The organism is Spirosoma radiotolerans (assembly GCF_000974425.1).
Lineage (GTDB): Bacteria > Bacteroidota > Bacteroidia > Cytophagales > Spirosomataceae > Spirosoma > Spirosoma radiotolerans.
Map to the genome: position 1 here is coordinate 6,905,167 of NZ_CP010429.1, position 24,417 is coordinate 6,929,583.

Annotated in this window: 26 protein-coding genes; 2 read left to right on the forward strand and 24 right to left on the reverse strand. The window is 47.6% G+C overall.

The window, feature by feature from the left end:
• Positions 1 to 10 precede the first annotated feature (10 nt).
• The 24 genes from SD10_RS28110 to SD10_RS28200 all read right to left on the reverse strand — a co-directional run bounded on the left by SD10_RS28110 (position 11) and on the right by SD10_RS28200 (position 22,614).
• Positions 11 to 382, reverse strand: a complete 372-nt coding sequence (locus tag SD10_RS28110; RefSeq protein ID WP_046578737.1) for an NADH-quinone oxidoreductase subunit A — start codon at positions 380 to 382, stop codon at positions 11 to 13.
• Between the two features lie 199 nt (positions 383 to 581).
• On the reverse strand, positions 582 to 2,762 hold the full coding sequence (locus tag SD10_RS28115) for a T9SS type A sorting domain-containing protein (RefSeq protein ID WP_046578739.1): 2,181 nt from the start codon (positions 2,760 to 2,762) through the stop codon (positions 582 to 584).
• A 185-nt stretch (positions 2,763 to 2,947) separates the two neighbouring features.
• Positions 2,948 to 5,914: a T9SS type A sorting domain-containing protein gene (locus SD10_RS28120; RefSeq protein ID WP_046580269.1), complete on the reverse strand. Its 2,967-nt coding sequence runs from the start codon at positions 5,912 to 5,914 to the stop codon at positions 2,948 to 2,950.
• A 60-nt stretch (positions 5,915 to 5,974) separates the two neighbouring features.
• A complete protein-coding gene (gene obgE / locus SD10_RS28125) occupies positions 5,975 to 6,979 on the reverse strand; it encodes a GTPase ObgE (RefSeq protein WP_046578740.1) in 1,005 nt (334 codons plus the stop codon).
• Between the two features lie 9 nt (positions 6,980 to 6,988).
• Positions 6,989 to 7,570 carry an adenylate kinase gene (locus SD10_RS28130; RefSeq protein WP_046578742.1) on the reverse strand — a complete coding sequence of 194 codons (582 nt, stop codon included), beginning with the start codon at positions 7,568 to 7,570 and terminating at the stop codon, positions 6,989 to 6,991.
• Between the two features lie 167 nt (positions 7,571 to 7,737).
• Complete coding sequence (locus tag SD10_RS28135; RefSeq protein WP_046578743.1) at positions 7,738 to 9,507, reverse strand: tetratricopeptide repeat protein; 1,770 nt, start codon at positions 9,505 to 9,507, stop codon at positions 7,738 to 7,740.
• Between the two features lie 90 nt (positions 9,508 to 9,597).
• Complete coding sequence (locus tag SD10_RS28140; protein WP_046578744.1) at positions 9,598 to 10,527, reverse strand: PstS family phosphate ABC transporter substrate-binding protein; 930 nt, start codon at positions 10,525 to 10,527, stop codon at positions 9,598 to 9,600.
• The gene (locus SD10_RS28145) at positions 10,520 to 10,741 is read right to left on the reverse strand and encodes a hypothetical protein (RefSeq protein ID WP_046578745.1); all 222 of its coding nucleotides are present in this window, start codon (positions 10,739 to 10,741) and stop codon (positions 10,520 to 10,522) included. The genes SD10_RS28140 and SD10_RS28145 overlap by 8 nt, the downstream gene beginning before the upstream one ends.
• A gap of 5 nt (positions 10,742 to 10,746) precedes the next feature.
• Positions 10,747 to 11,571, reverse strand: coding sequence for an energy transducer TonB (locus SD10_RS28150; RefSeq protein ID WP_046578746.1), 825 nt, complete (start codon positions 11,569 to 11,571; stop codon positions 10,747 to 10,749).
• A 4-nt stretch (positions 11,572 to 11,575) separates the two neighbouring features.
• Positions 11,576 to 12,112, reverse strand: coding sequence for an ExbD/TolR family protein (locus SD10_RS28155; protein WP_046578748.1), 537 nt, complete (start codon positions 12,110 to 12,112; stop codon positions 11,576 to 11,578).
• Positions 12,113 to 12,168: 56 nt separating this feature from the next.
• Positions 12,169 to 12,795, reverse strand: a complete 627-nt coding sequence (locus tag SD10_RS28160) for an ExbD/TolR family protein (RefSeq protein ID WP_046578750.1) — start codon at positions 12,793 to 12,795, stop codon at positions 12,169 to 12,171.
• Positions 12,796 to 12,811: 16 nt separating this feature from the next.
• Entirely contained in the window at positions 12,812 to 13,645 is an 834-nt protein-coding gene (locus tag SD10_RS28165; protein WP_046578753.1) for a MotA/TolQ/ExbB proton channel family protein, read from the reverse strand.
• Positions 13,646 to 14,312: 667 nt separating this feature from the next.
• Entirely contained in the window at positions 14,313 to 15,773 is a 1,461-nt protein-coding gene (locus SD10_RS28175; protein ID WP_052731313.1) for a TolC family protein, read from the reverse strand.
• Positions 15,770 to 18,034, reverse strand: coding sequence for a peptidase domain-containing ABC transporter (locus SD10_RS28180; RefSeq protein WP_046578756.1), 2,265 nt, complete (start codon positions 18,032 to 18,034; stop codon positions 15,770 to 15,772). Before SD10_RS28180 ends, SD10_RS28175 begins: the two co-directional genes overlap by 4 nt.
• Positions 18,035 to 18,058: 24 nt before the next feature.
• A complete protein-coding gene (locus SD10_RS28185) occupies positions 18,059 to 19,237 on the reverse strand; it encodes an HlyD family secretion protein (RefSeq protein WP_046578758.1) in 1,179 nt (392 codons plus the stop codon).
• Positions 19,238 to 19,571: 334 nt separating this feature from the next.
• Positions 19,572 to 19,718 (reverse strand): hypothetical protein, encoded by a 147-nt coding sequence (locus SD10_RS29780; RefSeq protein WP_158500603.1) that lies wholly within the window; start codon positions 19,716 to 19,718, stop codon positions 19,572 to 19,574.
• A gap of 43 nt (positions 19,719 to 19,761) precedes the next feature.
• On the reverse strand, positions 19,762 to 19,926 hold the full coding sequence (locus tag SD10_RS29785; protein ID WP_158500604.1) for a hypothetical protein: 165 nt from the start codon (positions 19,924 to 19,926) through the stop codon (positions 19,762 to 19,764).
• A gap of 44 nt (positions 19,927 to 19,970) precedes the next feature.
• Entirely contained in the window at positions 19,971 to 20,144 is a 174-nt protein-coding gene (locus SD10_RS29580) for a class IIb bacteriocin, lactobin A/cerein 7B family (RefSeq protein ID WP_148562523.1), read from the reverse strand.
• A 71-nt stretch (positions 20,145 to 20,215) separates the two neighbouring features.
• Positions 20,216 to 20,350, reverse strand: a complete 135-nt coding sequence (locus tag SD10_RS30350; RefSeq protein WP_262507343.1) for a hypothetical protein — start codon at positions 20,348 to 20,350, stop codon at positions 20,216 to 20,218.
• Between the two features lie 239 nt (positions 20,351 to 20,589).
• Positions 20,590 to 20,724 (reverse strand): hypothetical protein, encoded by a 135-nt coding sequence (locus tag SD10_RS30355; protein WP_262507344.1) that lies wholly within the window; start codon positions 20,722 to 20,724, stop codon positions 20,590 to 20,592.
• A 300-nt stretch (positions 20,725 to 21,024) separates the two neighbouring features.
• Positions 21,025 to 21,165 (reverse strand): hypothetical protein, encoded by a 141-nt coding sequence (locus SD10_RS29790; RefSeq protein ID WP_158500605.1) that lies wholly within the window; start codon positions 21,163 to 21,165, stop codon positions 21,025 to 21,027.
• A 227-nt stretch (positions 21,166 to 21,392) separates the two neighbouring features.
• Entirely contained in the window at positions 21,393 to 21,635 is a 243-nt protein-coding gene (locus SD10_RS28190) for a hypothetical protein (RefSeq protein WP_148562524.1), read from the reverse strand.
• Positions 21,636 to 22,003: 368 nt separating this feature from the next.
• Positions 22,004 to 22,207: a hypothetical protein gene (locus tag SD10_RS28195; RefSeq protein ID WP_046578761.1), complete on the reverse strand. Its 204-nt coding sequence runs from the start codon at positions 22,205 to 22,207 to the stop codon at positions 22,004 to 22,006.
• A 227-nt stretch (positions 22,208 to 22,434) separates the two neighbouring features.
• The gene (locus tag SD10_RS28200) at positions 22,435 to 22,614 is read right to left on the reverse strand and encodes a hypothetical protein (protein ID WP_046578763.1); all 180 of its coding nucleotides are present in this window, start codon (positions 22,612 to 22,614) and stop codon (positions 22,435 to 22,437) included.
• A gap of 350 nt (positions 22,615 to 22,964) precedes the next feature.
• Between SD10_RS28200 and SD10_RS28205 the strand changes: the two genes are divergently transcribed.
• Both SD10_RS28205 and SD10_RS28210 read left to right on the forward strand, forming a co-directional pair.
• A complete protein-coding gene (locus SD10_RS28205) occupies positions 22,965 to 23,213 on the forward strand; it encodes a helix-turn-helix domain-containing protein (RefSeq protein ID WP_046578764.1) in 249 nt (82 codons plus the stop codon).
• A 247-nt stretch (positions 23,214 to 23,460) separates the two neighbouring features.
• Positions 23,461 to 24,405: an ABC transporter ATP-binding protein gene (locus SD10_RS28210; RefSeq protein ID WP_046580272.1), complete on the forward strand. Its 945-nt coding sequence runs from the start codon at positions 23,461 to 23,463 to the stop codon at positions 24,403 to 24,405.
• The last annotated feature ends 12 nt before the right edge of the window (positions 24,406 to 24,417 follow it).

A 24,417-nucleotide genomic window follows, 5' to 3' on the forward strand; every position in this document is an offset into this window, starting at 1 on the left:
ATTTATACGCTTATTCCCAATTCAAAACTCCTTTGCGGATCACGTAGTAGAAACCCGCCAGAAGTAGTCCCATAAACAGCACCATTTCGATAAATCCTGTTATGCCTAAGCCCTTGAAATTAACGGCCCAGGGATAAAGAAAGATAACTTCAACGTCGAACAGGACAAATAAAATGGCAATCAGGAAATATTTGATCGAGATCGGGGTACGGGCATCACCCTGCACAGGGATACCACACTCGAATGGGTCATCCTTTTTCTGACTGTTGCGCTTAGGGCCGATGTTGTGGGTAACAAGCATCGTTGTCACGATGAAACCGAGTGCCAGACCTAATTGAATAAGCACCGGCAGATAATCGGCCGGCAGATAAGTTGCGTTCATAGGAGTAGTTGACAGGAACGGCGCAAAGGTAGCGATAAAACCAATAGGGCCATTTATGTACGCGCAGGCGTTCGTTCCACTATCTTTCAAAGATAAGCCACAAGAGTTATTTTATCAACTCTAAACAAGCAGATTAGGCCTAAAAGGCAGAAGCCACCCTGTAAAGAGTGGCTTCTATAAACAAGTGGCAGAAATGGCGCTATCTATTGATAATAATTCGCCGGGATATATCAAAACCAGCCGAACGAACCCGGATGAGGTATATTCCCTGAGCTAATCCCGAAACATCAATCGCTTTCCGCTCATCCAGCGATGGTACTTTCGTTGAGAAAAGCTCCTGGCCACTTAGAGAGAAGACACTGACATCGGCGTTTTTAAGGTCTTCGATGGTTTCTATTGTAATCGAACCAGTGGTGGCAGGGTTTGGGTATACGCTCAAACCGCCATTCGACTGGTCAAATGTAAACGCTTTAGGAACACTGAAATCCGAGTAGCAAGTTAGCGTTGAGCTGTTGGATAATGTATAGGTTGTTTGGGTGCGGGCTGAGTAATTGGACGAAACAACGACTTTCACAACTGCACTTCGCTGTGGAATCACTTCGGCCCCTCGACGCCAGTCGAATAAGTCCGGCTGACCACCAGTTGGAGTGGGTAAGACCGCCTGTAAGCTATAGGCCCCGATCTGTTCGATACTGGGTACCGGTACTTTAGGGCGAACATTCAAGGTTATTATGGCAGGCTGGGCTGATTTGCAGCCGTATACATTAACTGCCTGCACAGAATAGGTCCCCGATTGATTCAAGTTAATCGCCTTACTGACTGTTGTCGTCGTACTTACGCTCCACACACCTGTGCTGTTTGCCGATGTGTTGGCCAGCAGAGACAAGCTGGAATCGGCACAAACCTGTAGTTGATTCGCTACCACCGTACCCGGCTGACTGGCCAGTGAAATGGTTGGTGTAGCGGGCTGAATAGGACTTTGTACGTCAAGCGCAGGCGACAGATATGTATTCCCTACTTTGTCTTTCAGAACGGCACGGTAGACACCTGGCTGGTTGATCGTTATGCTCTGGGTTTTCTGACCCGAGTTCCAGGTATATGAATTGTACAGATTAGGTAAGCTAAGTGTAATACTATTATTAGCTGTAGCACACGCTACATTAACCGTAGGCTGCGGTAGGGGGGGTAATGGCCGTGAACTGGAGAAGAAAACCGCATTCATACTCGCGAACCAGGCTTGGCCCAAATCGTTGAGGCCTTTATCGCCGGGGTTGTTTGTTGCTCGATTGCCAAAGTGGACGTCATCGAAACGGGGAATCTGGATATTATCCGTAAAGGGCCCGGCAAACACGTTGTTATTATACGTGTTAATGACATCGTTTTGTGCCTGAATAATATCCTGACTTACCTGTCCATTGTTGTAAGATGAGCGGGCAAGCACCCAGGCTGGATACCTGTCAGTATCGACGCGCGTCTTATTAACCAGGTATTGCATGTTGTCGGCATAATCTTTTCGGGTAGAATGTAGAGGGAAATTGTCGAACTCTCCCTGTTGCCACAAGACGGCTCTTAATCCCTGAAGCGAACAATAGTAGCGTAGCGCAATGACCAGATTCGCGTAGGGCATCCCGGTTGGAAAATTTTCGTTCGGTGTTCCTAAAGCGAATAAGTTTTTTGTAATCTTGCCATCGGCACTTTCCCGCCAGTTTTGAATGGTCGTACCTTGCCAGGCAGTATTAATGAATAAAACAGGAACATTGTATTGCTTGACCAGTAAGTCGCCCAGGTATCCCCAGCACCAAGCACTTTGGCCACGGGGGCCAATTAAGGACGTGGCGGTCAACTGTTGGAAAGTTGGTGCTGGTGGGTCACCTAATGAGTTCGCCGTGCTGTTATCGTAAGTAACACAGTTGACCCGGTCATCCCCAGCACCTACAGCCCCATAATTCTGAAACCCCTGAGCGTTTGACTGGCCTGTTATGATGAATACTTCGCCGATCCCTACTTTACGTACCACATCGCTGGCAGTAGCAACACCGCCAATGAAGGCCTGAACCTCCAGACGATACCATCCACCTTTGGCCCGTAAAGCGCCCTGAAAAATTCCACCCTGTGGATTTCGCTGGATAGTGACCCAGTTCGTATTTGTGCCCTGACCACTTTCTTCGGCCTGAACACGAGCCTGAACGCTATCGACCGGTTGGTATAAGCTCCCCGACAAATAAATGGTACTGGTATTATCGTTTTCGCGCTGGAAAATAGCCCGGCTTTCTGGATACGTAATTTTTATCACCTGACTGGCAGTCTGAGCTGATATCCGGGTACTAACGGCCATCAAACCGAGTGCTACTAGATGAATTAGAAAATAACGATTTTTCATTTTTGATTTCTCAAGAGCCCTTTATAATAAGCTATTACCTCTATTGGGTAATAGACAATAGTATACGCAAAAAACAGACCACTGTTCAGTATATACTATAGTACTGTTCAGCGAGAATAGTTTTCCCGATAAAGTGCAAAATTAAGGCTAATTTCTATGATTAAACGGCCACTGTACGATTAATATTACAATCCAACAAGAATTCGCTTAGAAACGTCGAAGCTGGCAGACTGAACACGCAGAATATAAGAACCCGATGGCAGGCTTGTTAAGATAAGCTGTTTACGTTCATCGAATACAGGAACGTTAGCTGTCAGTGACACTTGGCCGGTTAATGTATAGATGGTAATAGTGGCATTCGTAAGATTAGCCTGCGTTTCCAGGGTTAAAATCTTTTCCGGGTTTGGATTTGGATAAATACTCAGACCTCTATTGTTGGGGTCAAGTGTAAAGGTGATTGGCGCTGACGGGAGCGAAAAACAAGTCAGTGTCTGCGAGTAAACGATAGAGGAACGGGCTGTATAGACACCCGATTGGTTTGCTTTGATGATTGCTGTTTGGGCGGCTAGTGAGTCGCTACCCTGGCGCCAGCGAAATTGCGTTCCATTCGTTGAGCTTACGGCCTCAAGTGTGTATGTACCAATAATATTTATGGTCGGAGGAGGAGGGAGCGGTCTTGTTTCAACAACAATAGAGCCTGCCTGTAATGACCGGCAGCCATTCACATCACGAACACTAGCCGAATAAGTACCCGGTGTTCCCGTCATAATTCGCTGCGTTGAATCGCCGGTACTCCAAAAGACCGTGTAATTCCCGTCGACCCGTAAGGTGGCGCGGTCTCCCTCGCATATAATTGGTGATGGATTGGCCAGAATGACTGGTGTGGCGGGTAATGGATTAACTTTTACTGCCAGAACAGACGAGAAAGGCGACAGGCAACCGTTCTGATCACGCGCCTGTGCCGCGTAATTCCCGGAACTAGCCACTGTAATGCTTTTGTCTGTTTGTCCACTTGACCAAACGATGTCTATTGGGCTGCTCGCGTTTAAAGTAACGCGGTTACCTTCACAAAACGTGGTTGCTCCAGCCGCGCTGACAGAAGGAATGGCTGGTAAGGGATTTACTTTAATCGTGACAACGTCCGACGGTACGGATGCACAGCCAAACTGATTGGTGGTTCGTACTGAAAAATTACCCGACTGATTCAGAGTAATACTTTGGCTAGTTTGGCCGCTGGTCCATTGGTAAGCTACGTTTTGGGGCGCGGTTAGGGTAATATTTCGATCGGCACAGAATGTCGTTGGGCCATTTGCCGCAATGACTGGCTTTGCCGGCACTGGATTCGCCGTCACCACAATTGTATTGGACTGAGCCGACGTACAGCCGTTCTGGTCGGTTACGGTCAGGAAATAATTTCCTGAACTACCAACACTAATCACTTTACCATTTTGACCATCACTCCAGTTATACTGGATATTATCGGCGCTGGCGCGGAGGGTTGTGTTATCACCCTGGCAGAAGGTAGTTGATTTCTCATTAGAGATTGTGGGCGTAGCAGGCAACGGGTTTACAGCAACGTTCAGAATATTCGACGTAAAATCACAGCCGCTTACATCCTTATAGCGAACATAGTATGCTCCCGCCGAAACCGTAGAGAATGATCGTGTGGTAGCTACTGTTTGGTTATTTTGCTGGTTCAGCCAGGTTACGTTATCGTAATTTGTGGTTAGGGCCAGACTACTGCCAATACATACAGAAGGAGGGCGATTATCAGTCGTAGCGGCTACGGGGGCATCAGACACTCTAGCCTGTCCGGTAAAAAGGGTATTTCCTAACGCATCTTTTACTTTAGCCCGGTAAGTACCCGCTCCTTTGGTAATGGTGTTGCCCGACTCGCCTGACTCCCATTGCACGCTTGAATAACTCCCATTTACGGCAAGCGTCAGATTATTATTGCTGGCGCAGGCAACCGAGAGAGTAGGGGAGGGCTTGGGACTCGATGGGGTTGAAGTTTGAAAAAAGGCATCATTCAGGCTACCATTCCAGGCATTGGCCACTTCAATAAGCCCATTGAAGTCGAAGTGGAACCCCTCGGGATCATTGAGAGGAGGGCGGTTTCGAGGTACCTGAATAGCATCTGTGGCGGGGCCAGCAAAGACATTGGCTGTTGCGGCAATAACTTGGTTCTGGGCCGCAATCACATTGGCGTCAACGCCGAAATTATCGCCATATGAGGCTCTGGCAACAACCCAGGGAACAGCTTGTCCAAAATCAGTACGGGTGCGGGCAATGACTGCCTGAAGCTGGTTAATGTACTGGCTGGTTGGTATATTCAACAAATTGTCTGTTTCCCCTTGTTCCCAAAGAATAGCCCGGACCCCGAGCGTATTAGCGTAGAATTGCAGCGCAATTTTAAGATTTATATAGGGCTGGCGAGGCAAATAAGCGCCACCAGGACCGTAGGCTGTACCACCTTCAGGGGCGCTATCAATCCAGTTTTGTGATGATGTTCCCGTATAGGCGGCATTAAAAAACATAACTGGCACATTCAGCCGTTTCACCAAGAGATCCCCTAACTGGCCCCAACACCAGCTTCCCACACCTCTGGGGGCAATCGTAAAACCGGGAGAATTATCGAGTAGCGTAAAAACAGGGACTGGTGGATCGTTTGGAAAACCATTGTCAGGATATCTGTAGTTTACACAATTTACCCGATCGTTTTGTGGATTTGGCGCATTTTGATGTATTCCCTGTGCGTTTGATTGACCCGCTACGATGAATACCTCGCCAATGCCCACCCGCTCAACGGTCGTTGTATTGCCAACCTGTTGATCACCGTTCATACCCCGCACTTCCAGGTTATACCAGCCACCCGACCCGCTTATATCGCCCGCGAATACACCACCCGCTGGATTATCCTGAATGGTTCGCCAGTCTATCGAAGTACCCTGACCATCACGCGCCTGTAATCGTGCCTCTACTCTGGTTACAGACGCCGTATAATAACCCGTAATACGGATAGTAGCCTGGTTGGCATTATTTCGTTGAAGAACCGCTCGGCTTGTAGGAAAAGAAACCTGAATTTGAGCTATTGCCAGGAATGGGAGCAATAAAATAAAGGCCGTACCTAAGGTTACGGAGACGTTTTTCATAATAATTAAAGGCGCAACCAGCCTGCCCAGCCAGTTGTTGATAAACAAATATGGGTCTAATTAAACTGGCTCAATACTTGTCAGATTTTGCCAGATAATGTCTTTCAATTCATCCAGGCCTCGCTGGCTAACGGCCGAGACATAGGCAACGGGTACTTTTTTGGGTAAATCATTGGCCAGCTTCAGGCGAGTTTCCTCATCAATGAGGTCAATCTTTGTAATAGCCAGCAAACGAGTTTTATCCATAAGTTCTGGATTGAACTCGCGCAACTCGTTTAATAACGTATTATATTCTTGTCGAATATTTTCGGATGTCGCCGAAATCAAAAAAAGTAAGATTGAGTTGCGTTCGATATGGCGCAGGAAACGTAGGCCCAGGCCTTTGCCCTGCGAAGCGCCTTCAATAATACCCGGTATGTCGGCCATGACAAACGATTTATAATCCCTATACGCTACGACCCCCAAATTAGGAACAAGGGTTGTAAACGGGTAGTCGGCAATTTCAGGCCGGGCGGCTGATAATACAGATAGTAACGTTGATTTGCCTGCGTTTGGAAATCCGACCAGGCCAACATCCGCCAGTAATTTTAATTCCAATACGACCCATTCTTCACGACCGGGTTCACCAGGTTGTGCATAATCAGGCGCTTGTTGGGTAGGTGTTTTGAAGTGATCATTACCCATGCCCCCCCTTCCACCGGGAAAGAGAATAATTTCCTGACCATCTTCCGTTATTTCAGCTAACTTTTCGGTTGTTTCCGGATCTCGGGCAATGGTGCCAAGGGGCACTTCCAGAATCACATCCTCGCCTTGGGCGCCACTCCGTCGGCCCCCTTCGCCCGCCACGCCGTTACCTGCTTTTACATGCTTGCGGTATTTTAAATGCAAAAGTGTCCATAATTGCGAGTTGCCCCGTAGAATAATGTGGCCACCCCGGCCGCCATCTCCCCCGTCGGGCCCACCTTTTGGCGTGTGCTTTTCTCTACGAAAATGAACAGAACCTGCACCGCCCGCACCCGAGCGACAATTTATTTTTACGTAATCAATGAAATTTGATGAAGCCATAATTGCTAATTACTGGCTATCTGACCCATCAATTTGATGACATATTTCTTTGAAAATAGTGTCGATCTCACCAATACCGCCGATAGCTGCGAATTTCCCTTGCTGACTATAGTAGTCGGCTACTGGAGCAGTTTTATCATTATATTCTTTTACCCGACGTCGAATCAGTTCTTCGTTCTGGTCATCTGGTCGGCCGGAGGTTTGCCCCCGGAGTAGAAGCCTCCGTGTCAGTTCTTCACTATCCACAACAAGCGCGATCATTTTGGTTATTTCCGTATTATACTGGCTTAACAGCACATCCAGCGCTTCGGCCTGTCGTACCGTTCTTGGAAACCCATCAAAAATAAACCCCGGAGCCGACTGGTTCTCCTGTAATTTACTCTCAATCATGCCTATCACGACCGCATCGGGTACCAATAAACCCTGATCCATTAATTGTTTTGCCTGTAAACCGAGCTCAGTACCGGCTGCAATTTGTGATCGTAACAAGTCACCGGTTGAGAGGTGAATCAGATTATACTTTTTAATTAGATACTCGCTTTGGGTTCCTTTCCCGGCGCCCGGGGGGCCAAACAGTACAAGATTAAGCATACGGTTTTCGTAGTAGTGTCGATCTGTCAAAAAATGCGCTCGCAAAGTTACGATACCCTTTTGTAAAATTACTCTATTCCCTGACAGCCACGCGCTTTATTCCATAGAAACAGAAAAAGCGTAGGTATCAAACCTACGCTTTTGTGACTGTTAACTAGAAAATCCAGTTATTTAGTGGCTACTTTTTTTTTGACGGGCGCCTTTGGAGTAGGCTTCGCTGTTGGCGTTGGAGCTGCCTTAGGACCTTCTAGTGCCCGTTTAACGCTCTCGTCATTGGGGTCGATGGCCAGCACTTTATCAAAATACTCTTTCGCTTTGGCATCGTCTTTCTTCAATAAAGCAAAGCCTGCCAATGCTTTGTAGGCTGTTACCAGATAACGCTTATAATCCGTTTTGTCCGTCGAATCTGGAGACAGAGCTTGCTCGATGAATTTTTCGTACAATGGGCCTGCCAAGCTAGCTGCTTTCTCCTGTTCTTTGGGGTAGGCATAGTAATTGGCCCCCGCACGGTAGTAGTAAGCTAATGGGTATTTTTTGCCATCTGATTCAATTTTTTGCGCCATAAGGGCAAACGCTGAATCAGCCCGCAGATAGTACTGTTGCTTTACTTGCCGAATCTGAGCTGTATCCATTGGAGCCGCCGAACTATCCCGGCCAACCCGTGGCGCATACTGATAATTGGCAAGACCTAACCACAAATAATCATTGTTTTGTGGTTTCTTATCATTCTGGATCGTTTTGGCGTAGTAATTAGCCGCCTTATCGTAACGCTTGGTTTCGTAATATTTCTTACCAATCTCACGATACAGGTTCTCCGTTGTATCCATTGGAGCTGCCTTTTCCAGGTTAACAATGCTCAGCGAATCACCCTCTGGAGTACCTAGTTGCGCTTCTGCCCGGCCCAGGTATTTATAATCGTCAGCCATCACTTTCTGCGGTGCTGTCGAAATGAACCGGTTAAGCGCTTCAACTGATTCGGCATTCTTACCCAACGCGCTATAAGCCCATCCGTACATGCGGTCAATGATTGGGTTATTAACTTTCCCCTTCAGTTGATCCAGGTAAGCAACAGCTCCTTGGTAGTCCTGTGCCAGAAATTTATAACGAGCTACGTCAAGTAATTGCTCAGGATCTGTCGTACCACTTTTTTGTACGTACAGCTCATAGTTTTGAGCCGCTGCTTTGTACGCACGCGAGTTCGCTAGAGCATCGGCATAAGCACGATACGTTGGGGCAAACTCAGGATCGTTTTGGATAGCCAGTTTGAAGAATTCCTGTGCTTTGGCATAGTTTTTACCGCGCAGGTATAGACGGCCGATTTTGTAATTAGCTTCAGCTAGGTTCGGGCTGATCGCCAGGGCATTTTCATACTTCGTAATGGCATTACCGCCATCATTTTTCAGGAAGTATGCATCGCCCATCAACATTTCGATTTCGGCGTTCTCGTTCTTTTTATCCTTTTCGTCGGCAACAGTTAATAGGCTCAACGCAGCAGCAGGATCATTTTGTTTGGGTTGGTCCGACAGCGTATACATTTCAGCGCCACGGATCAAAACATCCTGATTCTTACTTTTCGTTTGTGCAACGGCGTTATCGATCAGCGACTTTGCTGTTGCGCCGTCACCCTTGGCTAAGGCCACGCCTGCCAGTCCGATATTGTTCAACTGGTTTTTAGCATCAGCGGCAGCACCCTTCTGAAACGTTTCTTTTGCTTTGTCCAGCTGCCCACTTCTCAGGTAATAATAGCCCAGATAAAACTGATTGTCAGCCGTCGGCGAGCTGGTGGCCAACTGCGTTAGCGTTTGCCCCGCCTTATTATATCGCTCAGCCTCTACATCTTTCAAGGCCGTCTGGACGTCCTGCGCCATCAAAGGGGCCGTCATAGTTGCCCCAACGAACAGGATGGTCATCAGCGATTGCTTCTGGTTGTTCATCATGTAATTCAAGTTGGAAATTAGGAAATTTGGTTAGTACCTATTTAACGAATTAGCAAATCTAAAAAATTACAAGTAAACCAAAAAACTTACTTATTTAGTCAGATTTATTATCCGATCATATGGAATTCTGGGCCAAAGGCCCAATTTACGAATGATTAGCGAACCTGCGTCTCTGGCAATGTAGTTTATTAGTCCTCCACCCAATCCTGGATGCGTTTCACGGCTTACTATATAGACGGGTCTCCGTAATGGATAACGCTGCATGCCTAAGTCTTCCTGAAACGGCTGAAAATAATCATCGCGTTTCGTTGGATTCGGCTTGTCCGATACGCCCATGACGCGCAAGTCGCTGGCTAATTCTACTGAGAGGGGTTCATCGCTATCGCTAATCCAATTGACGCCGATGAAGCCCAATGCCGATGGATTCTTGCGCACAAAGTTTATAACTTCTCGATTTGAGCGCGTCGTGAAAATTCGTATGTTAGTAACATTTTTAATCTTGAAGGTGTTCAAAACAAATTCTAAATTACTGGAATTATTGTTATCAAACACCAGGGTAATTGGGCTGTTTTGGTTACCGTTTTTTAGTTGGTTCCAGTTTTTCGTCTGCCCATTAAAAATGCGTTGTAACTCGGTCATGGAAATCAGGCTGTCTGTATTGGCCTTATTCACAATGAGTGCGACGCCATCGGTTGCAATTTTCTCCGTCGCGCCTTTAATCTTGCTTTTATCAAGTACAGCCCGTTCGTTCGGCCTTAATGGTCGAGTCGTAAAGACGATCCGCGCACTGTCATGAAGCATCATGTTAATCGCTTCCTGCTCAGGTTTAAAGACAACATCAAAGTGAACGTTTGGATAAATTCCGGCATAAGCCGAAGTCAGTTGAGTGACCAGTGGCTGGAAGGATTCATCCGCAGCAATAACGATGTTACCGCGCGAAGGATTGTCTAACGGCGGTTTTCCATTGCCACAGCTCATTAAACCAGCTAAGATGGCAATACCCAAAAATCGTTTAATCATCTTCCTGAAAGCGTTGATAGGCCCGGTACGCCCGAAAGGCGCCGTAAATAAGTAGCAACGCTCCCATGCTGTACCGAAACGGGCCGGGCTCTGGGAGCACCCCAAAAGACTGAGAGGAGGCAATCAGTCCGATGCCTCCTCCCAAGTATGCCAGTGAAGCCAATACTGATATATACAGCGTTAGCCGCGCTGGACCTCGATTTTGTCCGCGCATAGGGTTTATTCCAGCGTGAAGTTAATCGGTAGGTTGTATTTCACCCGAACTGGTCGGCCTGATTGTTTACCAGGACGCCATTTCGGCATGCCTTTTACTACGCGTTGGGCTTCTTCATCTGTGCCAAAGCCCAGGCCTTTCAGCACTTGTACATCCTGAATACTACCATCCGTATTTACTACGAAGCTAACGAACACACGTCCTGAAACGTTAGCCCGTTGAGCAGCTGCCGGATAGCGCAGGTTTTTGCTCAGATATTGGCCAAGGGCAGCCATACCACCGCTGAACTCAGGTTGCTGTTCTACCACCGTAAAGATTTCCTCTTCTTTCGGGGCAGCTTCTACAGCGACTTCCACTTTCGTTGGAGCGGCTGAAGCTTCAGGGGCTGCAATGATGTTTTCGGCATTTGGGTCACCTTCCTGCGTTTTTTCGGCAGCAACGGCTTCCTTCAATTCCTCAACAGCCGGTGGTGGCGTTTCTTCCGGTACTTCCTCATCCGGCTTTACTTCCGGCGGAAGGAATTTCACCGTGTTCACCTTCGGTAGTTCTACCGGTGGTGGTGGCGGTGGTGGCGGCTCGTTCGGGTCAATAGGTGGTGGTGGAAGCTTCATCAAGTCCACCTCGACCATTGCCTGTTCGGTTTTCTCCGGAGTTAGAGCGGTTATAATCGTTGGTGTCAATACGCCTAACGTGAACAGGATGCCACCGATAATCAGGGCCCGTGTTACAGTTTTAGGATAAGACTTCCGCAAATCATAGGCACCATACGCTCGGTTCCGGTTGGCAAACACGATATCATCGAGTGTTGCCGGGGATTCTAGTTCTGCCATGGTGTTATGCGTCTAATTTTACTTTGTCTTTGAGAAGTTTCTTCTCGTCCGGAGTGAGTACATCCACCAGGGCGTACCGCTTGAGTTTGGTAATGGCCATCTCGTCCAGAACATCAACCATGTTTTTATAGGTTGATTGCTTTGTTGGCTTGATAACCACAACAAACTTTTCGCCACCTACTTTCCGGGCATTTTCCTGAAGTGCCTGGCGGAATTCGTAGCCATAACCAACGGTCTTTACTTCGGGGTCTTCGTTAGCTGCTTTACCGAAAATGTAATGCGCTTTGTTGTCCTTCCCCAGAAAGATCGTCATTACGTTGGATGCCTTGATCGGCTCCGTTTCCTCTGTTTTTGTTTTATCCGGCACGTTGAGCGTCATCGAAGATGGTTTGCTCAGGGTGGTGGCCAAAATGAAGAAGGTAATCAGGAGAAATCCCAGGTCGACCATGGGCGTCATATCCACACGGGTTGACGCTTTTTTGGACCGTACCTTACCACCATCATGTTTACCACCACCACCACCGGTATTAATTTCTGCCATGTTTTCTTAACAGATTCGCGTGGTGAAAATCAACTATAGTCGCAATCGCTAGGCAATTAATCAGCTTTCCAACCGGCCGGGGGCGCTTCTGTGCCCGTGATCAGGTTGAACTTGTTGATATTTTGCGCTTGTAGCGTAGCCAATACATTCTTGAACTCGGGGAATTTAGCGAGGTTATCGCCTTTCAACGCAATTCGAAGATTGTTGTTAGCCTTCCGGGCATTGTAAACCCATTCTTTCAATTCATTCGTTGGCGCTGCGCCGGTCGAATCGGTTGGAATACCGGGTTGTTTTACCTTAGCCTGTTGTTCTTTAGGAAGGTTCAGGTAAGATTTCAACTGGTTAATTGGCAGACCGAAGTTTGACATCAGGGAAAACTCTTTCTTCTCATTGTTCGAAAAAGTAAGCCCTTTAGCGGCAGCAATGTTATCCAGCATGGCAATGCGGTTCTGCGCATTGTCGATACCGAAATAGACTTTGCCATCTCTACCAAGACCAATGGTCATGATATCGTTGTCGGGGACTTTGATTCCGGAAATGGACGAAGGTGTTTCGATGGCGGCAGCATCCTGCGACCGGAACTGGGCCGTTAGGATAAAGAACGTCAACAAAAGGAACGCCACGTCGCACATCGCGGTCATATCCACTGCGGAACTGGCGCGTTTTACTTTAACTGCTGGCATAAGTTATTCTTAAATTTTAATAATGAGCGGCAAAGTTCTGCTGAATGCTCAGGCCGATCTCGTCGATGTTGTACGTCAATACGTCAATACGGCTCGTAAAGTAGCTATACATGATCGTAGCGATAGCGGCTGTACCGATACCAAGAGCCGTGTTTACAAGGGCTTCAGAGATACCAGTCGAAAGTGCACCTGTATCAGGCTGTCCCGTAGCACCCATGGCTGCGAAAGCGCGAATCATACCTAGTACCGTTCCAAGCAGGGCAATCAGTGTCGAAACCGAAGCCAGGGTAGCAATGATAGTCAGGTTTTTTTCCAGCATTGGCAACTCAAGCGTCGTAGCTTCTTCTACTTCTTTCTGCAGGGCTACCAGCTTCTGCTCTTTGTCTAGCTGCGTGTCAGTAGCTAACTGCTGATACTTTACCAGAGCTGTTTTCACAACGTTGCCAATCGAACCTTTCTGACGGTCGCACTCCTGGATAGCAGCAGCAACTTCATTGCGGTCAAGCTGGCCTTTGATTTTCCGAACGAAATCATCGATAGAACCCGAACCGTTTGCGCGGCCGATGGTGATGAAACGCTCAATCGAGAATACCAGTACCGTTAGAAAACAGGTAAATAAAATTGGTACGATAAAGCCTCCCTTGTAAACCGTACCGAAGTAGTCACCTGGAAGTGGTTCTTTCGTATTGTCGCCTTCTTGGAAGTGGCTGCCATCACCGAAGACGAACATGTACGTCAGGATACCGATCAGCAACAATACCGGAATTACGAACGCGGGGTTAAGACCACCTGACTTCTTTTTTGGTGCCGCTGCTTTGGCGGGTGCTGGAGAAGGAGTTTGTGTTTTCATTGGAACTGGACTGTAGGGTTAAATATTAAAAGTTGGTTTACCCGGTAAAAAAAGTGAAAAATTTAGACTCTTTCGGTTTGTGCATCTAAATTTTTAAAGGAAATGCCTTCAAACCTCCACAAAAATATGTGTTTTCTGCCAATAACAACACAATTCTCAAAGTCTATTGTTTCGCCTTAATTGCAGTCCAGCAACATATAGTTGGATAGAACTCACTTCTTGTTCGAATGCCTGCCTTTGGCAAAGGCGGCATAACGCCTTGTTTTTCAACTACCACACAAAAAAAAATTTGTTCGGAGTCCTTATTCATAACGGGTTAAGGCGGAGCATGAGTCATAAAATAATTGTTAAGATTATTGAAAGGTGCTTTCCAAAAGAGCTTCTTAAATTCTTTTAGGATAGATGCCGTAGCCTCTCTAATTCCATAAAAAGAGTTAAAATTATTTCTGGCTATTGCAAAACAGTGAGGAAACGGTCGCATATGAAGACGCTGGCAGATAGGGAAATCCTATCGAAAGGGCAAAAAAAGAGAGATGCAGTGGTTGCATCTCTTTTACGACCTGTTGTTGGGAAGGCAGCATTCGAATCCACGGCTCTCCCACATTGGCTGCGTATCGCAGCCAGGCTGTGCTACAGGGCTACGCTCCGAATGGGTACCAACGCGTACCTATAATTCGCCCCGTTTGTAAAAATCAACGATCTTCTCCCGAAGTATCGTCTCGTAGTGAAGCTGAATCAAATTAATCGACGCCCGGTCAATATTGCTTTTCGCCAGATTGTAGTCTACGGCGTTTAGCAGACCGGCGTTATAGCGGGCTTCCGCAGCGTTGAACGACTGGGTTAATGCCGAAACCTGCCGATTCAAAGCATTATACCGATCGGTAGCGTTTTCTAACTGATTGACCGCCTGGTCAATAGCCTGCCGCAGATTTCGCCGGACACCCTCGGCCTGCGACTCGGCTAATTGTTGCTGTAACCGTGCGTTGGTCGTTCGGTAACGCACTTGAAATCCGTTCAGGATCGGAATGCGGATGCTGACACCCACACTTTTATACTGATTGTTGTCGAGTTGGTGAAAATAGCCAATGCGCTCCGCAGATGACGCTGGAGCCAGTACTCTGACCGGGTAGGACTGCCCGGCCACATCGACAAAGCCGGTTGTTGTTTGTTCAATCATGTCGGTGCCAAATACATTCTGTCGGGCCGCACTGGAGAACGAGGTTCCCCAATTGGCCGTCAGTGTTACGCTTGGATAAGCGATTCCTTTGGCCAGGTCGATTCCTTTTTGTGCTGCTTTCGTGCGCAGATCAGCGGCCAGCACTTCAGGCATGAATGTACGAGCCTGGCTATACAAATGGTGTGCATCGGCTAGGCCGGACTGCATTGATGACATCGTGTCCGACAGCCGAACAAGTTCTAACGGGGTGGTGGCGGGCAGGTTCAATACCTGCAACAAGGCCAGCAGGGCCGCATTCAGGTTCGTTTTGGCCTGTACCTGTTGCATGTCATCGATTGCCAGTTGACTTTTGGCATCATAAAGATTGAAGGGAGCTACGGTGCCCATCTTTACCAGTTTTTCGGTTCGTTCAACCTGAGCCTGCGCTACCGATACCTGCACGGCGCTAGCCGTTAGTAAATCCTGTGCCGACAGTACCTGCAAATAAGCCAGTAAGGTATTAAGCGTAAGGCTGTTCTTGATGGCGGCCACGTCAAATTGACTTGCCTGGGCGATCAGGCTTTGCTGAAGCAAATTATTTTTTAGCTGAAAACCATTGAAAACAGTCCAATTTACTCCCAATCCGGCGTTGCTGGTGGCAATCTGGGCGTTGGTAATACCATTCGTATATGGATCAACGTTACGCCCGAAGTTCATTCCCTGGTTGGTTAGGGCTGATATGACTGGCAACTGACTTTTGCGAGTCTGCTCCACGGTATTGTCGGCTACTTGTTTTTGCAGAACTGACTGCCGCAGGACTGGCTGATTTTCTAACGCCAGTGTAATGCACTGTTCCAGCGTCAATGTAGTCGAGCGCGGCTCGATGGATGCAGGCAGGGAGGGTTCGGTACCCTGAGCCTTGGCCGGGTTAAGTAGGCTCAACGCGAGCAGGAGCAGGTATATGATTTTCATACAGCTAAGGCAGTTTTAGAGTCGGTACTGTCAAGTCTCGAAACGGGCTGATCGCCGTTGGCGCTGATCTGGAGTAAATCCAGTGGCGACTGAGCCAGCATGTTAATGGTCAGGGGCATCTGGGAGGCCCAGAGTTTGTAATAAGCGGTTTGCTGAGCCAGCAACTCGAAATGCGACCCTTCTTCAATTAATTTCCCTTGTTCGATAACCACAATTTTGTCGGCGTTCATCACGGTGCTCAGCCGGTGCGCAATGAGAATGACTGTTTTGTTGTGTTCACGCAAATGCTGAATTGTTTCCTGTACACACTGCTCCGAAATTGAATCGAGCGAGGAAGTAGCTTCATCCAGGATCAAGACATCCGGGTTTTGGTACAGCGCCCGGGCAATGGCGATGCGCTGCTTCTGTCCACCCGACAAACTCGCCCCATTTTCGCCGAGGTAGGTATGAAAGCCATTGGGTAGTTTCTCGATGAAATCTGTGATGCCAAGTCGCTGGCATATGGCTACAATCCGCTGCATATCGGGCTGGTATTCGCCCACGGCAATATTATCAATTACGTTTCCGGCAAAGAGGTCAATCTTTTGCGGGACCACGCTCACCCGACGCCGGATACTATCGTTGCTGATGTGCTTGATGTCGTAATCGCCGATGTGAATGCTGCCGCTCTGGAGCGGATACAGGTTTTGCAGCAGTGACAGCATGGTGGACTTACCCGACCCGCTTTCGCCCACAACGGCGGTGATCTTCCCGCGAGGCACCGTTAGGCTGAGGTTATCGAATACCTGTGTACGGGTACCATAGCGAAATGAGACGTCGGTAAAGCGGATATCGCCAATCATCTCCGGTTTGAGTTCGATTTTATTTTCGGTCTCTTCCCGTTCCAGATCCATAATCTCGAACAAACGGTCGGCGGCAATGAGGGCGTCCTGCACGGTTCGGTTAGCGCCAATTAATTGGCTTGCTGGCCCCGTGAAGTAGCCGATGAGGGCATAAAACGAAAGCAACTCGCCGGGAGTGATCTGATTGTCGATGACAAAGCCGGACCCCACCCAGAGGAGTACGATGGTGAACAACCGCGAGACGATTTCCGTAGCGTTGCCCGACCAGACCGAGTTACGGGCCGAGGTGAAAATGGTTTTGAGCAGTTTGATGAATCGCGTCTCGGTCTTGACATTGGCAAACTCCTCCAGCCCGAACCGTTTGATGGTGCCCATCGCGTTCAGCGACTCGACCAACTGCGACTCCAGTTCGGCGGCATCTTCCATCAGTGTCCGCTGGTATTTCTTATTCAGCTTGTTGACAATCAAATAAATAGCGCCGTAGAAGGGAATGACCGCCAGCATAATCATTGCCAGTTTCCAGTCGTAGGTAAACATCATGCCGAAGGAGAACAGCACGATAAACACATTGACAACCAGCCCTGTAGCCGCATCATTGATGAACGCCCGGATCTTCACCGCGTCGTTGATGCGGGAAATAATTTCACCCACCCGCATCGTGTCGAAGAACTGTTGCGGCAGTTTCATCAGGTGTTTATAATAGCCCAGAATCAGCCGGGCGTCGATTTGTTGCCCCGTTTTGAGCGCAAACATGCTTTTCATACTGCCGATGAAGAGTTGTAGCACCAGAATCAGCACCATCACGATACTGAGCAGGTTGAGCAGATTCCGGTTCCCTTCCACGATGACGTTGTCGACAATCTTCTGCACATAAATCGACGTCGAGAGGCCCAGCACGGTATAAATCAGCGCGCCGAAGAGCGCCTGTATCATCACGCTGCGATGTGGCCGTACCAATTGCCAGAAACGCTGCATAGCCGACACTTTCTCGTTGCCTGCCGTAAACTGATCATCGGGCAGCAGCAGAATCAACACGCCGGTCCAGATTTTTTTAAACTCTTCGTGAGTGTGTTTCACGAATTTGCCAGGGCCGGGGTCCATGACAACGATGTGTTTGTCGGTCACCTCGTAGATGACCACAAAATGGTGCAGGACTTCCTTGACGATGATGTGAGCGATGGCAGGTTTGGGAATCTTGCTCAGGCTTTCGAACGTGCCCCGTACGCCCTTCGCCTGGAAACCCAGCCGATGGGCTGCTTCAATCATGCCCAATACATTGGTTCCTTTCTGGTCGGTAGACGCCATCTGCCGGATGCGGGCAATGGGCATCATCAGGTTATAATGCGCCGAGATCGACGCCAGACAGGCCGCCCCGCAGTCGGTGATGTCGTGCTGTTTGATTATCGTTTTCTTTGCCATGATTTCTTGAGGAGGGAGTTGCTTTTATTTCGTAGCCAGGGCCGGGGTGTTCTTCGGGTTGAGCCAGTCGTCGGCATTGTCGTAGAGGAGGTCGAACAGGCTGCGACGCGTGACGACAAACCGCGCCCGCACAGTCATGCCTTTTTTGAGGTAGCCTTTATAGCCTTCTTTAAGGGAGAGGAAGTTTTGATCGAGCTGGCATTTGATCCGAAACACGGGCGTATCGTTCATCACAATGATGTCGTTCGAGACTTCGGTAATTTTGCCCTGCGCCATGCCCCACTGATTGTAGTCGAAGGCGTCGACCTGCATCCGGGTAATCATACCGGGCCGTAGCAGGCCAATATCTTTTGGCGATACGTAACACTCGACCAGCAGGTTGGAATCGGGCGAGATCACACCGAGCACTTCGCCGGGCTGTACATAGGAGCCAGGATAGCGGCCGCCCAACTGACTGACTGTACCGGCCACGGGGGCTTTGATGGTATGCAGGTTTTGCTCGTTGAGTAGTTGACGTTCCTGAGCGCGGAGTTCATCGAGGGCGAGCTGGTGTTGGTTGAGGCTGGCCTGCCATTCGCTCACCTGCCGTTCTATCTGCGATGCGTATTGCGCAACCACCGTATTGTAAGTGTATTCTTTGTCTTCGAACTCCTGCTTCGCCAATACCTTGTCCTGGTAAAGCTGCTGGGTCACATCTAACTCACGTTTACGTTTGGTTTGCGTTTGGGTGTTCTCAGTAAGCAAAAAGCGGAATTGTTCATACTGTTGCCGCACTACCGGTGATTGCAGGCCCGATACGGACAGCAGGTTTTGGCGGGAAGCGTGCACGAGCCGGTCGAGGTCGTGGATGTTGAGATTTTTTTCGCTTTGCTGCGAGCGGTTCAGCCGGAGTTTACTGTCCAGTACTTCGGTTTGGAGCCGGATCATAGGCTGGTTCCGGCGCACCGGCTGATTGTCGTGGACGAGTACTTCGGCGATTGTGCCAGCCACGAGAGGGCGAAGTTCGTTGCGTTCAGCTACCGTACGGACCATGCCACTGCTCTGCACAGATACCTCCGTATGTACGAATGGAAGCGAGCAAAGGGCGGCAACGATGGCAAGGGTAACTGTGCAATAGATAAGCTGCCCCCGAACCGTAACCTGAGGCAGGTAAGCCTCCGTCGTATGCTCGATAACGGTAGGCGGGTGTAGTTGATGTTGCATCGTATTGACGTTTGGGATAAAATCTTATCTCAAAGGTCGGACGGTGCTACACGGCGTTCAATAACGGGCCGTTGTACTTTATAACAGGGGAGAATAATTGATTCACTTCCCAAAAGTACCAGACGATCAGGGTATTTATTGGGAATGAACTGAGTATTGGAAAATTTTGCCTTGTGGATCAAAGCAATAACCGTTTTCTGTTAACAGACGGAAAAAATACGCCGTTTGAATAATCGTAATATTATCTTAAAAAAAGGGTAATTCTGCAGAAAAAATCAACCTGTATATACCGTTGTCAGTACACACAGGTTGATCAATGCATTTAGTAATTGGCTTAGCTATTCCACCAATCTACAACCGCGTTATAGGCGTTTACAACCGCGTCATGAACAGCTTTGCCAGCCTCATGAAAAGCATTGTATGTATCTGTGGGGTTACCACCATATATGTCAACAAGTTCTTTCTCAGTTAAATTTTTCATGTTATAAAAAGATTATAAATAGATGATATAGATTTTCAATAAATTAATAACCAAACAGGCCAGAAACAAAGCCACCTACCGCAGCACCAACTTCGGTGATGAGATTGCGAACAGCACTACCAGCGTGGTATCCCTGCGTGTAGTCACCGCCATTTACTTCATTTGCTTCCTGAATGTTCAATTCGTTTACTTCGCTAAAAGTAGTCATTGTCGTTATAGTTTTTTAGTAAATAATTAGAATTGAGAAAGTTATTATTTCTGTGGTGTGCGGCCTAATAAACCATCGATAAAGCCACCCGCTGTGTCAACTATTTCACCGATATTTTTGAGGATTTCGCCCCAGGGGACGCTCCCGCCATCAACCTGCTTCAGTTCAGCATCTTTCAATTCGACAACTTCAGCTTGGTCAACATTAAAATTAGTCATTGTTTAATTTGTTTTGATAGTTAATAAGAATTGAACTATATTACCTGAAACCATGGCCAGATTAATCGGCCTTATACTCCGTAATAATTGCAAATGATACCAGCAACAGTGAGTACTAATCCGATGATACCGCCACCTTCAACTTCGGTCATTTCAGCGGCATGCAATTCTACTACTTCAGCTTGGTCAATATTAAAATTAGTCATTGTCTGATTGATTAAATTAGTATAAAATAAGTAAACTATATTGTTCGTAATCCTGCTTGGTCTGGGCGACTTTCGCTGTGGAGGATATTGTCAAGTTATTGCATTCTGATTAACATTTGCATCATTCTTCGACAAGAAATCTACCTGAATTTTATACTGGCCTATGCCATCTTCCCGCTAAGGGTAATTAGGTACATTCGTCAAAGTATTGAGATCGTAGTTAATCAAGTTGCTTTACCCTACAGTCCGAGAAAATTACAAATTGCACCAGCGATACAGAGTATCGTTCCGATGGCACCACCGCCATCTACTTCGGTCATTTCGTTGGCCTTTAATTCGACAACTTCAGCTTGGTCAAAATTAAAATTAGTCATTGTTTGGTTTGTTAAAATGATAGAATATTACGTATACAATATCCCTTCAGCATCGGCTTAATCCGGAATGCGTTGGCTGCAAGGGCACTCTCAATCTATTCCACCAGGGGAAGGATATCGCTCGTAAAAACTGTCTGCCTGATCGTTACCTACGGGATCTGTGCCCGATAGCTATCAAACGTATTACAGGCATCTTCCTTGAGTTATTCAGCAGATAACGCGCTAACCCTGTGGTCATTAATTAATTCGTGATTGAAAACTCCACACCAGCGTAATAGGTGGAGTACGGTCGTTCCAGCGTTAGGCCTGTGGCCCCTTGTAGCTGATCATGTCCAGTATGGCATCGGCAACAGCTTTCGCAGCCTCCTGCAGCCAGTTGCCGCCTGTCAGCTCCTGTTGTTCTTTCTGAGTGAGTTCCTGAATTTGGTTGTCTGTTTGCATGGGTTTATTTGTTTATTCGTATTTCTTAAATGGACGGTTTGACCCATTATTTTGAAAGTCATCGCATACGTCGAGAACAGTATCGGCTGCGCAAGCCAGGTCGTTGAGCCAATTTCCGCCCTGAATCGTCTCTAAGTCTGTTTTTGTTAAGTCTACTAGCATCTTATTTTGGATTGATTTATTATGTTAGGTTCGTTCACACTGTTTGTGCAAGAGTCGCTTCATGCCTACTTTTCGTCGATCACCTCTTTGGGCATTACGTCGACATGGCGTAGTGAGCCAGGCACTTCGGGTTTTTCCTTGATCGGTTTACCCTTGCCTTTGTCCACGTATACCGAATCGTTTAATGGAATGATCAATTCTGGAACGGGGGGGCTTCCTTCTGATAGTATATGAGCAGGTGACACCGGAGAACTCTCTTTGCAGGCGGTCGCCAGGAGCAGTAATCCAGCCGCGACTACTAGATTCATTTTAGTCATGATATCTGGTTATGTATTAGTTGAATTATGATGTAAACTTCTGATATATAGTTTTTTATATCAATAACTATTGGTTATAACATATAGCTTTAGATACTAATTTATGCTGGGATCGGTTGGTCATTGTAAGAACTCCCCCGCCAGATAGAGCGGGGGAGTTACCCGATCTTATCCCACCTGTATTCATCCGTTAAGCGACTGTTAATTTCTGTGATCAGCTATCCCGTAGCCACCACCTAGGCCGAGCTATGTGCTCTTAGGGTCCTGAAAGACCTGCGTTGGTGTATGACGGGTTGAGGTTACGATTAGCTTACTATGTATAACTTCTATGCTAGACTATAACTAATTACTTTTCTGGCCTACAGCGTAACTGGATCAATTGGCAGTGGTAATGGTAACCGGATAGGCGGGAACTTGATAGGCGGAAACTTAATGATGGGAAATGGGCGGGGAAAACTAATGTCTACCAGCACGGGCATGTCGTCACTGCCGCCCGTCGTTTGTTGTAGCTCGACTTCGCTCAACGGCGTTAATTCGTTCGAATGTACTGATTTGTTTTGCATGACTTAATTGATTTATAAAGTATCTATTTTGGCTTTTTTTGTATTAGTTATTCCTGTTTTGATGGCACAAAGTTGTAGGGCAAATAGTTGACTATCAATAACTAAGCATTGTAATTTAGTCAATTAGGTTATAACGACCAGTTACCGTTGGATTTCCATCTGTAGCGAAAGATTCTTACCTATTCCAGCAAAATTCTTCAGCATGTAGTAAGGTGACTGGTAACTGACTAAGCCGCTTCGTCGTAATAATTGGCTGTGTCATCCGTCGGTAAGTCCATCTGGCCAAAGAGGTCGCTGGCAGAGACGAGCCAATTGTCATCGTAAGAGCCAGTTTCGTTGGCCATTAAGTCAAAGTCATTGTTGATCCAGACTTCAAAAGAGAATTCGGAGTTGATACGATTTTTCATGGCTTGTTTTCTTTATGGTTAACATTGATTTAGAATTGAATTTTTGTGCTGTTTTGATGAAACAAAGGTTGCCTCTGCCCAGGCCAGATTCAATAACCATCGGTTGTATCGTAACCCCTTGAGATATAGTTTATTCAGATAGGTTATATGGGTTCTATTTCCAGCATTCTCTCATCTTGTATAAGTACTTGTCATTCATCGATATAGCCCGTGAGTGCAATAATCAATCAGCCGATGGAATGATGCATTGGTCGATGGATTGAATGCATTTGTCGAAACAAGTTTCTGTTCCTGTTCGACTACTTTTCATTTGTGTCGGTCAAACAACACAAACTTTCTCAATCTATCTCATGAACCACATTGCTATCAAAATCCGCAAACTCCGGGAAATCCACGGCTATCCCCAGGAATACGTCGCCTTTCAGTTAGGCGTTAGCCAGGCCGCTTATAGTAAAAAGGAAACCGGTCGGACAGAGCTATCTCTGACCGTTCTGCAACAGGTAACCTCTTTGTACGGCATTAGCCTCATTGACCTGCTTAGCCTGCCACTTAACGACTTGATTATTGCGGTTTTGCAACAGGATAAAAAGGTGCAGTAGTCGCATTTGGTAAAGCCGGTCCATCGGCCTATACGATGAATTGCCGCGCGCATGCACGATGAATGCTACGCAGATATAGCTGATCTGCGGACGTTGCCATCGTCGACATGACTCCTCTATTGGTCGATGAAAAAGACGCACTGGTCGAAATAATTTTCGCGGTCAGTTCCCGAAAGCTTGCTTTGACTGAGCAAGCGATAAACCAGACATGGTTGGCGCCCTCTTTCACTTTTATTCTCCTACAAGCATGAAATTACTAATCGATAAATTGACCAAGACATACCAAAACGGCCAGTCTGCTGGTTCGATTCGTGCCCTGAACGGCGTATCGTTAACGATCGAACCAGGGTTGTTTGGGCTGCTTGGCCCGAACGGAGCCGGTAAATCAAGTTTAATGCGCACGATTGCTACCTTACAATTGCCCGACGAAGGACGAGTGGTTTTGCAGGATGTTGATGGTCAGGATATTGACGCTGTTCGCCAACCCGATGAATTACGCCGGGTACTGGGTTATTTGCCCCAGGATTTCGGGGTTTATCCGCGCATCGATGCCATAACCCTGCTGAATCACTTGGCGGTGTTGAAAGGTATTCATAACCGCGCCGAACGTAAAGAGACGGTCGAAACGCTGCTCCATCGCGTTAACCTGTGGGACGTTCGGAAGAACAACCTGAGTGGTTATTCGGGTGGTATGCGCCAGCGGTTCGGGATTGCTCAGGCGCTGTTGGGGAATCCTAAATTGATCATTGTCGATGAACCTACGGCGGGACTGGACCCCACCGAACGGAACCGGTTCCTAAATCTGCTGGCTGGGCTGGGTCAGGAAGCCATCGTCATTTTATCGACCCATATCGTCGAAGATGTGCAGGAACTGTGCCGCCGGATGGCGATTGTCAATAAAGGCCAGGTTCTGCTGACGGGTCATCCGCTCGAGGCCATGGCCCGGCTCAAGGGCCAGATCTGGAAGAAGTCTGTGCGTCCTCAGGATGTAGAGTTGATGCAGCAGATGCATACAGTCATCAACGAGCGCATGATTGCCGGCGAACCAGTCATCTACGTCTACGCTCCATCTATGCCTGGATACGGCTTTGTTCCCGTTGAGGCCGGGTTGGAAGAAGTTTATTTTACAGAAATAACCGGTGCCAGAAATCACAATCGTTCCCGGCCAATTGAGACCGCGTCGGTTGCCTAACGTGGATGCCTA